The sequence below is a fragment of the Kribbella sp. DT2 genome (genome assembly GCF_049844575.1).
Classification (GTDB): Bacteria; Actinomycetota; Actinomycetes; order Propionibacteriales; family Kribbellaceae; genus Kribbella.
Window position 1 is genome coordinate 722,422 of the sequence record NZ_JBNCLH010000001.1, and the last position, 13,099, is coordinate 735,520.

Consider the following 13,099-nt stretch of genomic DNA (forward strand, 5'->3'; position numbering starts at 1 on the left):
CGCTGTTAGACTCCCAGCATGGACGGAGCGATCGGCACCCAACTGCGGCACCTGCTGGAGCAGCTCGACGGCGACGTCGCGCAGCTCTACCGCGAGCTCGACCTGGCCGACTACCGCCCGCGCTTCTCGCCGATCGTCCGCACCTTGGTTGCCCAAGGCCCCCTTTCGGTGCGGGCCCTGGCCGACGCCGTCGGCGTGACGCACTCGGCCGCCAGCCAGACCGTCGCGCAGCTCACCAAGTCCGGCTTCGCCACGCAGCGCCCCAGCCCGACCGACGCGCGGCAGCGCGTCGTCCACCTCACGCCGCGCACCGAGGCGCTGCTCCCGCTCATCGAAGCCGAGTGGAAGGCAACAACGACGGCGATGGCCGCCCTCGACGACGAGCTCCCCGTTCCCCTCGAGTCCTACCTCGCCGAGCTCCAGGCGGCCCTGACCCGCAAGCCGATGCATGCGCGGATCTCCCACCACTTCTCCGGGCCGACAGCGTCAGGCAGCCTCGTGCAAGACCAGCCCCAGGGTGTGCCGAAGCCCTGACCGTACGGTGCTTACTCCGTGCCGCACCGGCGCCGCCGACCAGCCGCGCGTCGACCGGACCGGCCGATCGCGGGTCGTGAAGATCAATCCCTGACCCTGCGGCAACGTCGTCACCGTCCCGCGCGACTGAGCCCGCGGCCGCTGCTCGACCAGCAGGAACTCGCCGCCCTCGTAGTCGACGCCGGCGCGGTCCAGCCCGATCACCACCTGCAGCGGGAACACCAGGTCGCCGTACAGGTCTCGGTGCAGCGCGTTCCAGTCACCGGCGCGGTACTTGAGCAGGATCGGCGTCGGCCGTTCCTGCCCCGCGCGGTGGCAGTCGTCGAGCCATTGCTCGAACGAGTCGGGCCAGGGTGCCGGCTGTCCGAGCTTGTCCGCCCAGTCGCGGGCGACCGGCAGCAGTTGCTCGTAGAACGAGGCCCGCAGGGTGGTCACCAGCTCGGGCAGGGGATGGGCGAAGTACCGGTACTGGCCTGAGCCGAAGCGGTAGCGGGCCATGTCGATCGTCGTCCGGAAGCGCTCGACCTCGTCGTACCAGCCGCTGATCTCACGGCACTGCTCGGGCATCAGCAGCGGCGGGGTCAGCGCGCAACCGACATCGTTGAGGTCCTGGGTCCAGTCCATACCGATGGAACGGGCCGGCCGCTCAGAATGTGAGGACGCCCGTGTAGGTGAGCGCGAACGTCCCGCAGGGGAACAGGAACAGGCTCGCGAGCACGATGACCTGCCGGAAGGTCTGGTGCGGGCCGATCAGGCGGCGGTAGGCGACGACCAGGACCGGCACCATCACCACCTCGAGGGCCAGCATGCCGCGCGGGATCACGTGATCGAGCGCCGCCAGTACGACGGACAGCGTCGCCGCAGCGATCCAGGCCGCGTAGCCGATCCGGTACGTCGTCCGCGCGCCGAGCCGGACGGCGATCGTCCGGTACCCCGCGGCGCGGTCGGCGGGCAGGTCGGCCAGTGTGGTCGGCAGGTAGAGCCCGATCGCGGCGAGGGTCCCTTGCAGCGCCATCACCCAGGGGAAGCCGCCGAGGTCGGGAGTGACCGCGGCCCAGCCCGCGAGTGGGCCGAACGCGCCCAGGGCCAGCGAGTTCGAGCCGACGTCGAAGCCGGCGCGGGTCTTCAGCCGCAGCGGTGGAACGCTGTACGCCCAGCCGAGCAGCAGCGCGAACAGCACACCGGCCGTGAACACCCACCCGACGAAGGCGCCGACCGCCAACGAAGCAAGCCCGGCCAGCACCGCGAGCCTCTTCGCCTCGTCGACCGTCACCCGCCCGTCGAGCAGCGGGGACTTGGACTTGCGCGGGTTGAGCAGGTCACCCGGCAGGTCGTACGCGTCGTTGATCGCGAGCACCGCCAGCCAGAGCAGCGGGCCCATCACCACCGCGCCGAGCAGGAGCCGCGGCCAGGCGTCGACCGGCGGAACCAGTCGGTGCGTGGCCAGCAGGATCCCTACGTAGTACGGCACGACCGACACGATCCAGAACGCCGGCCGCCCGACCAGAAGCACATCCCGCAGTCGGGGATGGGTCCGCACCGCCACCAGTGTGGTCATGTCTCCACACTCCTCTTCGGCGCTGCGGAGCACCTCCCTCCAACGGGTGAATCACCTCACTCCTGAGGCTGAACGTGAGCAACGGAACCCCGCTCCAGCGCCACCCACACCGACCCGTCCGGAGCCACCGCGAGCCCGTGCGGCTCGGCTTCGTCGCCGAGGGCAACGGTCTCCCGGACGCCGCCGCCCGCATCGAGCCGCACCACCGAACCCGAACCCCACAACGTCACCCAGCACCCGCCGTCGGCCGTCGCCACGACCGCGTGCGGCTTGGCCTCGCGATCCGGCAACGGCACCTCGGTGATCACCCCGTCGGCGTCGATCCGCCCGACCTGCCCGGCCAGGATCTCCACGAACCACACGCCGTCCGGCCCGCCGCTGATCCCGACCGCCCCGGCCGCGTCCGTCGGCAGGGGATAGGTCGTCACCACGCCGTCCACGGTCATCCGCCCGATCGCGTTGCCGGCGTTGAGCGTGAACCAGAGGTCCCCGCCGAAGCTCGTGATCAGCGCCGGGAACGCGCCCGTGGTCCCGATCGGGAACTCGGTCACCGCACCGTCCGCGCCGACCCGCCCGATCACGTCGGCGTCCATCACCGTGAACCAGACGGCATCGTCCGGCCCGACACAAAGCCCGTACGGCGAACCGCTCGGTACCTTCACCGTCGCGCCGGCGTCGCCGTCGTACCAGCCCAGGCTGTTGTCGCCGGAGCGCGTGAACCACAGCCGGCCGTCGGGCGTCGCGGTGATCACGCTCGGCCGGCTGTCCGGCGCGCCGAGGTCGATCTCGCGCACCTCGCCGTCGGTGAGCCGCGCGAGCGCGCCGGCGTGGACGAGCGTCGTCCACACCTCCGCGCCGCGCAGCGCCACGCCGTACGGGCCGGCACCGGGTACGCCCTGCGTGAACTCACTGACTGACAAGGGAATCCTCCTCGATCGTGTGGATGTCGCCGCGCCACCGTGAGATGAAACGACGGTCGTGGTGACCACGACGAGTGCACCGGGATAGCTGTCGAGCGCGGCCTCGAGCTCCTCCACGAGGACCAGCGACAGGTGGTTGGTCGGCTCGTCGAGCAGCATCCCGTCGTACTGGGAGGTCAGCAGCCGCGCGAGCGCGAGCCGGCGCCGTTGGCCGGTCGACAACGCACCGACCCGGGTCTGCAGCTGGTCCCGCCGGAACAAGCCCAACGACCCCGCACCGCGATGCCGCGCGAGCGCCTTGCGCAGTGACTCGTCCGGCCGAGCCTCGACGACTTCCTGCGCCAGGTAGCCGAGCCGGCCGCGCCGCTCGATCGTTCCGCGATCCGGCGTCAGTTGCCCCGCCAGCACGTCGAGCAGCGTCGACTTGCCCGCGCCGTTCGCGCCGGTGATCAGCAACCGGCCACCGACCGGAACCTCGACCGACACAGGCCGCAGCCGCCCTTCGACAGCGACGCCCTCGGCCGCCAGCAGCGGGCCGCTCGTCGCTTGCGCAGCGTTCCCGCCGACCGGACCCGCCTGCTCGCCCTCGACCCCACCTGCCGTCCGCAGCGATACCGCGAACCGCAACGGCTTGGCCGGAACCGGCGGCGGATCGGCCTCCAATCGCCGCAACCGCTCCTTCGCGTTGCGGATCTTGCTCCGCTCCGCCTCGTTCACCCGGCCGGTCGCGCGGTCGTAGGCGACCTTGTTGTTGTCCTTCATCGGTCGCCCGTACGCCACTCGGTCCGCGGTCGTCCCCACGGTCGCCCGCATCGTCGTGACCTCGTCCTCCCACAGCTGCCGCGTCTGCTCGGCCCGGGCCCGTTCGGCCGCCTTCTCCGCGAGGTAGCCGCCGTAGCCGTTGCCGTACCGGGTGATCCGGTGCGTGTCTCCGTCCACCTCGAACAGCGTCGACGCGACCCGCTCCAGGAACGCCCGGTCGTGTGAGACGACAACCGTCGTACCGGGCCTCGACCGCAGGTGCTCCTCCAGCCAGACGGTCCCTGACAGATCCAGATGGTTGGTCGGTTCGTCCAGCAGCAGCACCTCCGGCGAAGCAGCCAGTACGGCGGCCAGGTGCAACCGCGCGAGCTCGCCTCCGGACAGCTCGGCCAGCCGGCGGTCGCCGGGCAGGTCGGACAGCCCGAGGCCGTGCATCGCCTTGGCCAGCCGCGCGTCGGCGTCGTACCCCTCGCGCGCCTCGAACGCCTGCTGCGCCTCGCCGTACTCGGTCAACGAGGAATCGTTGCCCTCAGCAAGCAATGCCTCGAGCTCGCGCAGCCGGGCCTCGAGTGCGCGGAGGTCGGCCAGCGCGTGGTCCGCGACCGCGGCGACGTCGAGGTGCAGCGGCAGCGGGTTCTCCTGGGCGAGGAAGCCGAACCCGCCGTCGGCGACGAGCGTGACCGACCCGTCGTCGGGCGGCTCGACGCCGGCGAGCAGCCGGAGCAGCGTGGACTTGCCGGAGCCGTTCTCGCCGATCAGTCCGCTGATCCGCCCGGGCGGGAACGCGCAGTCGATCTGGTCGAGCACGACCCGGTGGTCGTAGGACTTGGTGAGGTCGTGCACGGACAGCTGGGTAGACATACGGGTCCTCCTGACGCGCGGTTCAAACGGTCGGCCGGGTGCGGCCACCGGAACATCGGCGGGTCAGAGGATCACGGGCTACTCCTAAAGGCGACGAATGTTGCGTTAAGATGAAACCATGAACGCGGTGGTGGACGCAACCCCCTTCCCCGAGGGCCGGCGCCCCGGCGGCCGCAGTGCCCGGGTGCGCGCGGAAGTGCTGGCCGCGGTCGAGCAGGAGTTGACCGAGCACGGCTACGACGGCTTGACCGTCGACGGCGTCGCGGCCCGCTCCGGCGTCCACCGTACGTCCATCTACCGCCGCTGGAAGACCGTCGACGGTCTGCTCGTCGACCTCCTCGAGTCCGGCCGCGACGACACCTGGACCCCCGCCGACACCGGAGCCCTCACCACGGACCTGATCGCCTTGAACCGTGAGCTCCACACATCACTGGCCGGTACGGCGCCCACCAGCGCCGTCATCGCCGCCGCCTTCCGCGCACCAGCCGCCGCAGCAGCTCTGACCCGCTTCTGGGACGACCGCTACCGCCGCAGCGCCGTCGTCATCACCCGCGCGATCGCCCGCGGCGAGCTCCCCGCCACCACCGATCCCGACCGCGTGCTGATGGCCGCGACCTCCCCGCTCTTCCACCAGCTGGCGCTCCGCAGACAGCCGATGACCGAGCAAGAGGCAGACCGCTGGGCCACCGACGCGGCAGCAGCCGCCGAGGCAGGCACCTACCGAGCCTGAGCCCCTCCACATAGGCTGCGTCTACACCGATGGAGGAGGCTGGAGTGGCTGGACGTCTGACCGGCGAGGTCGTACTGGTGACCGGAGCGGCCCGCGGGATCGGCCGGGCGATCGCCCTGAAGGCCGCCGAGGAGGACGCCGCGGTCGGGTTGCTCGACATCCTCCCCGACGAGCTCGCCGCGACCGCCGAGGAGATCGCCGCCACCGGCGCGAAGGTCGCCGCCGTGGTCGGCGACATCACCAACGAGAGCTCGGTCCGTACGTCGGTCGACGACCTGACCGGCACGCTCGGCGCGATCACCGTGCTGGTCAACAACGCCGGCAAGAACGCGTACGCCGACGCGACCGCGATGACCGTCGACGAGTGGGACAGCGTCTTCGACGTCGACCTCAAGGGCGCCTGGCTGATGGCCCGCCAGGTGCTGCCGGCGATGATCGCGCACCGGCACGGCGCGATCGTCAACATCGCCTCGATCCACTCGAACCTGACCACCGCCGGCATGTTCCCGTACGCCGCGGCGAAGTCCGGCCTGGTCGGGATGACCCGCAGCCTCGCCCTCGACGTCGCCCCGCACGAGGTCCGGGTGAACGCGGTCAGCCCCGGCTTCATCGCCACGGACCTGCTCGAGGAGTTCTTCGACACCATCCCCGGCGCCCGCGACACCGCTCTGTCGGTGCACCCGCTCGGCCGCATCGGTACGCCGGAGAACGTCGCCGAAGTCGTCTGCTTCCTCGCCTCGGGCGCGGCAGCGTTCGTCACCGGCGCCAACTGGACCGTCGATGGCGGCCTCGGCGTCCGCTACGCCTGACCCCATGGACGTCTTGGACCGCCGAGCACTCAACCGAGCCACCCTCGCCCGCCAACTCCTGCTCGCCCGCCACCAAGTCCCGGCCCTCGACGCAGTCCACGCCCTGGCAGGCCTCAACGCCCAAACCTCCAAAGACCCGTACATCGGCCTCTGGGCCCGCCTCACCGACTTCACAACCGACGACCTGGCCGATCTCCTTCACAGCAAGCAGGTGGTCCGGTCCTGCCTGATGCGCTGCACCCAGCACCTGGTCACGGCCGCCGACTTCCAGATCTTTCGCCCGGTGCTCGATCCCGTTCTCGCCCGCGTCCAGCGCACCATCTGGGGGCGTCGCACGGAGGGCGTGGACCCGGACGAGCTGGCCGCGCTGGGATCGTCGGCGTTGCGCGGTGCCACGTTGACCCGGTCGCAGCTCGGCAAAAGGCTGCAGGAGCGCTGGCCGAACCACCAGGCGTCGGACCTCGGCTGGTCGTTCCAGTACCTGGCGCCGGTCGTTCACCCGCCGCCGGACGGTTTGTGGGGACGTAAGCGCGGTCAGACCCCGTTCGCCCTCGCCGAGGACTGGCTCGGCGTACCGCCGGGGGAGCGGGATCCGGGAGCGCTGATCCTGGTCTTCCTGGCCGCCTTCGGCCCGGCGACGCTGCGCGACATCCATGCCTGGTCGGGACTGAGCCGGCTGGGCGAGGTCGTGGACTCGCTCCGGCCCCAGCTGGCGACCTTCCGCACCGAGCGTGGGGGCGAGCTGTTCGACCTGCCCGCCGCACCGCGGCCGGATCCGGAGACGCCCGCGCCGGTCCGGTTCCTGCCGGAGTTCGACAACCTGATCGTGGGGTTTCACGACCGGACCCGGATGATGACGAACGAGCAGCGGGTGCGCGTGTGCGACGGCGACTACATCGCGTCCACGCTGCTCGTCGACGGGTTCGTCCGCGGGATGTGGAAGGTCGAGGTCACCGACGACACCGCGACGCTGGTGATCGAGCTGCTCGACGACAACGGCGGCGGTGACGTCGTACTGGTTGCTGACGATCGCTTGGCCGCCGAGGCCGAAGCCCTGCAGCTGTTGGGTTTCCTGCACCCCGAGCTGCCGAAGTACCAGGTTCAGGTGGTCTGACAGCCGCACGAGTTGCGGTGGACCAGCCTCGGCTCGACCCGGATCGAGCGGGCCGGCAGCTCCGGCTCGGCGATCCGCGACGTGATCAGCTCCAGCGCGCGCGTCGCGAGCTCGGCGTGCGGCTGCGCAATCGTCGTCAGCCGCGGCTCGAACAGGTCGGCCCACTCGAAGTCGTCGAACGCGACCAGCGCCAGGTCGCCCGGCACCGACACCCCGGCCTGCCGCAGCGCCCGCATCGCGCCGATCGTCATCTGGTTGTTCGCGACGATCAGCGCGGTCGGCGGATCGTCCAGCGCGAGCAGCCGCGCGGTCGCGCCTTGCGCCGGTACGGCGTCCGAGGCCCCGTCGGTGCGCAGCTCCGCGGCGTACGCGAGACCGGCCCGCTCCAGGCCGAGCCGGTACCCGACGATGCGTTCCTCGGACGTCGCGACGCCGGGCAGCCCGGCCACGATGCCGATCCGGGTGTGCCCGAGCCCGGTCAGGTGCTCGACCAGCCGCGCGGTCGCCTCGACGTTCTCGGTCCCGACCTCGTCCAGCTCCGAACCGATCATCCGGTCCACCAGGACGACGGGAACGTTGCGCTGCCGCAGGTAGTCGAGCGTCGCGTCCGGCCGCGCCGAGACGGCGATGATGATCCCGTCGGCCCGGCGCTCGTGCAGGTCGCGCACGACCAGCTGCTCGCGGTCCGGGTCGTCGTGGGTGTCCGCGATCAGGATCGAGTAGCCGCGCCGTTCCGCCTCGGCCTGCAGGTGGTGCGCAAGCTCCCCGAAGTACGGGTTCGAGATCGAGGACAGCGCCAGCCCGATCGTGTCGGTCTTAGACATCACCAGCGACCGGGCCACCGTGTTCGGCACGTAGCCGGTCTCCCGGACCGCCGCCAGCACCGCCTCGCGCGTCTCCGGCGCCACGAACCGGGTGTCGTTCAGCACGTGCGAAACCGTCGTCACCGACACCCGGGCCCGCCGCGCGACGTCCACCATCTTCACCACCTTCCCATTCTCCTCCCGGAGGGAGTCCTCCGGGCGAGGCGTTGTCCAGCTAGTTCGTCGGGTTGTACGCGCAGGAGTCCGACAGGTCGCCCGAAGGAGACGGCTTGCCGGTCGGCTTCGTCGCCGGCGGGGTCGTCGGCCGAGGCGTTGCCGGCGTACCGGACAGCGCCTTCTCGACGATGGCGCGCAGGCCCGCGTAGTTGGGGTTCTGGCCGCTGGGGAAGTTCTTCTTCTTGTCCAGGTCGATGTTGCGGATCTTCGCCGTCTTCACCTTCGCGCCGAGACCGGCGAGATCGCCGAGCAGGGTCTGCGGGATGTCGGTCCGGATCAGCTGCTCGCCGGCCGCCGCGATCTCCTGGTAGTGGGTCAGCACGTTCTGCGGGGTCGCGCGCTCGACGATCGCCTTGATCGTGCAGCGCTGCCGCGCCTGCCGGGCCAGGTCGGCGCCGGGCACCTGGTACCGGCCGCGCGCGAACCACAGCGCGTCGAACCCGTTCAGCTTCCGGTCCGGCCCCGGCTGCAGGTAGCGGCCCGGCGGGATGTGCTTGTCGTCGTCGCCACCGACCGGGACCGGGTAGTTGATGTTCACCGTGATCCCGCCGAGCGCGCCCACCATCTGCTCGAACCCGGCCAGGTTGATCTGCACGTAGTAGTGCAGCTTCAGCCCGAGCGCCTCACCGACCGACAGCTTCAGCACGTCGGCGCCCTTGTTGTCGCTCTCGCCCAGCAGGTCGCCGTACTTGGGTGGGACGTTGCGGTACATCGCGTCCAGGTAGTACTCCGGCTGCTCCTCGTGCGGGTCCGACGGGTCCCAGTAGCCGGTCGGGAACACCTTGTGCAGCGGGTGGTCCTTCGGGAACGGCATCCGCATGAAGTTCCGGGTCATCGAGATCAGCGAGGTCTCGCCGGTGTGGGTGTCGATACTGGCCACCATCACCGTGTCGGCCCGCGCGCCCTTGCGGCCCTCGCCGTCGTCCGCGCCGAGCAGCAGCAGGTTGATCCGGGGCAACGTCGCCCACGGGTCCTTCTGGTCGATCTTCGGCGCGGTTCCGCTCTTGGACTTCTCGCCCGCGAACACCTTGGTCACCAGGCTGCGCTGCGCGACCAGGTTCTGCGCGCCGAGCGCCGAGCCGGACGCGATCGAGAAACAGACCAGGCCGACCACGAGCGCACCGCCCAACCGAGCCAGTACGCCGGCCTGCAGCGGCCGCAGCATCTTGTACGACGTGACGAGCACGACGACCAGGAACAGCCCGACCACAACCAGTCCGGCGATCATCCCGGTCAGCACGCTCGGGTCGAGCGCCCACTGGATCACGTCGTCGCGCCGGAGCAGCACGACGTACGCCGCGGCGCCGTACAGCAGGACGCTCAGCGTGGTGATCACCGCGCCGAGCCGTTTACGACCGGCCGCCAGGTACGCCGTACCGGGGATCAGTACTCCGAGGACGGCGATCGCCAGCGCGCCCGACGCGCGGTGCGAGCGGCTGGTGCGGGGCTTGGCTCGGCGTGCTCTGGCTGCGGTCGGGGACATGGCTCCACTCGGTGCTCGGCGGCAGGGCGGTGGGCGCCGCCCCTGATCAGCGCCCATTGGTTCGATTCCGGCCGGGACCGGAAAGTTCGGCAGAATCGTCCCCGTGGCCGACATCGAGGTACGCCGAGCCACACCCGACGACGCCGAAGCACTCGTCCGCCTGCGCGGGCTGATGCTCGACGCGATGGGCACGGACGTCGGCGACGAGAACGCACCGTGGCGAGCTGTGGCCCTGCGCTACTTCACCGAGCAACTCCCGGCGACCGAGCGCTTCGCGACCTTCGTCGTCGACGACCCGGCGGCCGGCGTGGTGGCCGGTGCCACCGGCCACCTCAACTCCCACGCGCCAGGGCCCAACGACCTCTCCGTCGCCCGAGGCACCCTCTACAACGTCAGCACCGACCCCGAGTTCCGCCGCCGCGGTCTGGCGCGCGCCTGCGTGATCGCCCTGCTCGACTGGTTCCGCGACGAGACCCCGGCCGGCCAGATCGAGCTTCACGCCACCCAGTACGGCGACCAGCTCTACCGCTCCCTGGGCTTCGTCGAGAGCCGCTACCCGGCCCAACGCCTCCGCATCACGCGCTGAGCCAGGCCAGCATCCGCCGGTACTCCGTGTCGTTCTGGATGTGGCCGCCGACGTACTCGAAGGTCTCCGCCGACGGAATCGCCGCCGCCAGCTGAGCAGCCTGCTGCCGGTCCCGCTCACCCGCCGACCCGAACCACAGACTCACCGGCACCGCGATCGCGCCCAGCGCGAACCCCCAGTCCCGGGCGAACGCCAGGTTGTCGTCGATCCACCCGTCGTGACTGTCCACGAACGTCGCCCGCACCCGAGCCATCGCCGCGGGATCCTCCAACGCCGGCGGACCCGCGGGCTCGTTCGGCCCCGGCGGGATCTCCGGTCCACCCGCCTCGATCAGCGCCATGATCTCCCGCGCGGTCTGCTCCGTCCCCGGCCTGAGCGCCTCCTCGGTCGGCTCCGGCCCGTCGGCCGGCGCGGGAGCGATCCCGCCCACCACCGCACACCGCACCACCCGCTCCGGCATCAACGCCGCACAAGCCAACGCATGCGGCCCGCCACCAGACCCACCGGCCACCGCGAACCGCTCCCACCCCTGCGCATCGGCGAGCAACCGCACGTCAGCGGCCACGTCGGCCACCCTCCGCCCGACCTGCCGCGTCGACTCGGCGTACCCGGGCCGGTCGAACGTCAGCAGCCGGATCCCACTGTCCGCAGTCGCCCGTACGACGTCCGGCCGCCTCTGCCGCGTGCTCGGGGTGCCGACGTGGAAGACGACCGGCACGCCGTCCGGATCGCCGTACAGGCTGTAGCCGACGATGCGTCCGTCCGGCGTGCTGATCGAAAGAGTCACACCTGATCCAACCACCACCGGTCGCTCCCGCGGGTGTCGCGCAGCGCGTTGGTCGCGCAGTGCACCTCACCGCCGCCGAGGTGCGACCAGAAGAAGTTCTCGACCCAGTGCACCCGTACGCCGGTACGCCGGAGCGCGCGCTCCGCGGTCGCCTTGAAGACGTCCACCCCGCCCACCTTCGGCCCGTGCGGATCCGGCGCCGCGAACTGCCGGTCGGTCAGCGAAAGTCCGTTCATCAGCCCCGGCGTCATCGCCCGCAGCCCCGGCAGCTCCGGGTGCGCCTCGAAGAACACCGGCAGCCGCACGAGCTCGTCGGAGCGCAACCCGGTCGCCTTCACGAGAATCGCCAGCTGCTCGTCGATGTGCTCGGCGGCAGCGCGGTTGTTCGCCAAGTGCTTGCCATCAGCAAGGATCTCGTCGACCGTCGGCTTGCGCGGCGAGTTGGTGTCGGCGAACAGCTTCTCGTTCCCGGCGCCCGCGCGCTGGGCCTCCCGGAGAAGCTTCTCGGCCAGCCGAGGATCCGCGACCGCCAGCGTCCATCCCCGCGCGTTGTCGGCCCGTACGACGTGCGTCGTCTCGTCCGCGTGCCCGATCGCGAGCCAGGACGTGTCCACCCGCACCGGATCCTGGAACCCCTGCCCGGTCACCAGCTCCAGGAACCCAGGATCAGGCTTCCGCTCGCCCGCGCCGTACAGGACCCGCCCGTTCGGGTACCCGGCGTACGGCGGCAGTGTCTCGATGTTGCCCCCCATGTTGAGCAGGTCGTCGGCATCCGGCGAAGCGGTCGGACTCAGCTCCTGCACGACGCCGACGTCCGGCCCGCGCAGATCGCGGAACAGCAGCCGTCCAGCCGGTCGCGGCGTCGGCAGCGGCTCCTCCGGCGTGCCGAAGTCCCACACGTTGCCCGACCGGATCAGCACGCGCATCGTGTGCGCACCGCCGGCCGCCGGCATGCTCGCGGTGGCCGGCTCGAACGTGTCCTGCAACCACATGTCCTTCCAGCCGTTGGGCGTGCCCTGCACGTACTGGAGCTTCGCGCCGCTCGACCGCGTCGCCTTGCCGAGCGTCTTCGCGAACGCGTCCCACTCGCCCGGCACACCCGGCGGGTACGGGAACTCGCCCCCGCCGCCCTGGTTGGGCTTGCCCGCCAGGATGGTCTCAGCCCGTTGCAGATCGTTCTGCAGCATCAGCGGCGCGACCCGCAGCTTCACGACATCGGTCGCGGTCCGGCCGTGATCGGTGACGGTCAGCGTGACCGTGATCGTCCCGTCCCACTTCGCGCGGTCGCGCAGGACGTCTCGCCCCTCCAGCCCGAGCCGCACCCCACGGCGCAGCTGGTCGGCGCTCAACTCCTCGGCTACTTGACCGTCCGCGAAGATCCGCGCCTTGTCCGCCGGTACGACGTCCAGCCGGCCGGTCGCGGACCGGCTCAGTCCGCGCGCGGCGGGGACGTCCAGCGGGGCCAGGTCCTTCAGGTCCCGCGGCCCGTTGATCCGCTCGTCCGCCGAGTCGTTGCACGCGGCAAGCTTCGTGTCGACGGCCGGGCCGGGGTCCTCGAGCGTGGCCGGGTCGACGGAGCAGCGCCGCTCGTCGTCGTCCACGTTCGCGAGGAAGATCGCCCCGCGCTGACCGGACCACGACCCCTCACCGGCCTCGTCCGCCCGCGTCACCAGCCCGTCGCGGTTCACGTCCGCGCGCAGTTCGGCGTTCGTCGTACCGGCACCCCACGCGACCGTCGCCGGTGTGGACGCGGCCACCACCGCGGCCGTCGCCAGACCTGTCACCCAACGTCTCATCACTGACTCCCAAGTATTTGACACACCCGTGCTGTTTCTCGCTCAAACTAACACGGCTGTACCAAATCCAGCAGGGGGATTTCCGTGGTCCACCCGCCGGTGGAGAAGGGTTTTTGCCC

The 13,099-nt window shown here is 71.0% G+C and carries 12 protein-coding genes and 1 pseudogene; 5 read left to right on the forward strand and 8 right to left on the reverse strand.

Features of this window, described 5'->3' with window-relative positions; all coding sequences use genetic code 11:
* The first annotated feature begins 18 nt into the window (after positions 1-18).
* Positions 19-534 carry a MarR family winged helix-turn-helix transcriptional regulator gene (locus ACLQ2O_RS03450; RefSeq protein WP_425827054.1) on the forward strand — a complete coding sequence of 172 codons (516 nt, stop codon included), beginning with the start codon at positions 19-21 and terminating at the stop codon, positions 532-534.
* Here ACLQ2O_RS03450 and ACLQ2O_RS03455 read toward each other — a convergent pair.
* The 4 genes and pseudogenes from ACLQ2O_RS03455 to ACLQ2O_RS03470 all read right to left on the reverse strand — a co-directional run bounded on the left by ACLQ2O_RS03455 (position 487) and on the right by ACLQ2O_RS03470 (position 4,635).
* Positions 487-1,158: a 2OG-Fe(II) oxygenase gene (locus tag ACLQ2O_RS03455; RefSeq protein ID WP_425827056.1), complete on the reverse strand. Its 672-nt coding sequence runs from the start codon at positions 1,156-1,158 to the stop codon at positions 487-489. The two genes, ACLQ2O_RS03450 and ACLQ2O_RS03455, sit on opposite strands and share 48 nt — an antisense overlap.
* A 22-nt stretch (positions 1,159-1,180) precedes the next feature.
* A complete protein-coding gene (locus ACLQ2O_RS03460) occupies positions 1,181-2,092 on the reverse strand; it encodes a UbiA prenyltransferase family protein (protein ID WP_425827058.1) in 912 nt (303 codons plus the stop codon).
* A 56-nt stretch (positions 2,093-2,148) separates the two neighbouring features.
* Complete coding sequence (locus tag ACLQ2O_RS03465) at positions 2,149-2,961, reverse strand: virginiamycin B lyase family protein (RefSeq protein WP_425829058.1); 813 nt, start codon at positions 2,959-2,961, stop codon at positions 2,149-2,151.
* 37 nt (positions 2,962-2,998) lie between these two features.
* A pseudogene (locus ACLQ2O_RS03470) lies at positions 2,999-4,635 on the reverse strand (ABC-F family ATP-binding cassette domain-containing protein).
* Positions 4,636-4,753: 118 nt separating this feature from the next.
* Between ACLQ2O_RS03470 and ACLQ2O_RS03475 the strand changes: the two are divergent.
* From ACLQ2O_RS03475 to ACLQ2O_RS03485, 3 genes are read left to right on the forward strand one after another with little or no spacing between them, the layout of a single operon-like run.
* Entirely contained in the window at positions 4,754-5,365 is a 612-nt protein-coding gene (locus ACLQ2O_RS03475; RefSeq protein ID WP_425827060.1) for a TetR/AcrR family transcriptional regulator, read from the forward strand.
* 44 nt (positions 5,366-5,409) lie between these two features.
* Positions 5,410-6,174 carry an SDR family NAD(P)-dependent oxidoreductase gene (locus tag ACLQ2O_RS03480; RefSeq protein ID WP_425827062.1) on the forward strand — a complete coding sequence of 255 codons (765 nt, stop codon included), beginning with the start codon at positions 5,410-5,412 and terminating at the stop codon, positions 6,172-6,174.
* 4 nt (positions 6,175-6,178) lie between these two features.
* Entirely contained in the window at positions 6,179-7,288 is a 1,110-nt protein-coding gene (locus ACLQ2O_RS03485) for a winged helix DNA-binding domain-containing protein (RefSeq protein WP_425827064.1), read from the forward strand.
* Here the strand turns inward: ACLQ2O_RS03485 and ACLQ2O_RS03490 are convergent.
* Together ACLQ2O_RS03490 and ACLQ2O_RS03495 are read right to left on the reverse strand one after the other, a co-directional pair.
* Positions 7,276-8,268: a LacI family DNA-binding transcriptional regulator gene (locus tag ACLQ2O_RS03490; protein WP_425829059.1), complete on the reverse strand. Its 993-nt coding sequence runs from the start codon at positions 8,266-8,268 to the stop codon at positions 7,276-7,278. The genes ACLQ2O_RS03485 and ACLQ2O_RS03490 overlap by 13 nt on opposite strands.
* A 58-nt stretch (positions 8,269-8,326) precedes the next feature.
* Complete coding sequence (locus ACLQ2O_RS03495; RefSeq protein ID WP_425827066.1) at positions 8,327-9,811, reverse strand: LCP family protein; 1,485 nt, start codon at positions 9,809-9,811, stop codon at positions 8,327-8,329.
* A gap of 103 nt (positions 9,812-9,914) precedes the next feature.
* Here ACLQ2O_RS03495 and ACLQ2O_RS03500 point away from each other — a divergent pair, with 103 nt between their 5' ends.
* Positions 9,915-10,397, forward strand: coding sequence for a GNAT family N-acetyltransferase (locus ACLQ2O_RS03500; protein WP_425827068.1), 483 nt, complete (start codon positions 9,915-9,917; stop codon positions 10,395-10,397).
* On the opposite strand, the gene ACLQ2O_RS03505 is transcribed toward ACLQ2O_RS03500, so the two are convergent.
* Positions 10,387-11,184, reverse strand: coding sequence for an alpha/beta fold hydrolase (locus ACLQ2O_RS03505; protein ID WP_425827070.1), 798 nt, complete (start codon positions 11,182-11,184; stop codon positions 10,387-10,389). The two genes, ACLQ2O_RS03500 and ACLQ2O_RS03505, sit on opposite strands and share 11 nt — an antisense overlap.
* A complete protein-coding gene (locus tag ACLQ2O_RS03510) occupies positions 11,181-12,980 on the reverse strand; it encodes a protein-arginine deiminase family protein (RefSeq protein WP_425827072.1) in 1,800 nt (599 codons plus the stop codon). The genes ACLQ2O_RS03505 and ACLQ2O_RS03510 overlap by 4 nt, the downstream gene beginning before the upstream one ends.
* Between the last annotated feature and the right edge of the window lie 119 nt (positions 12,981-13,099).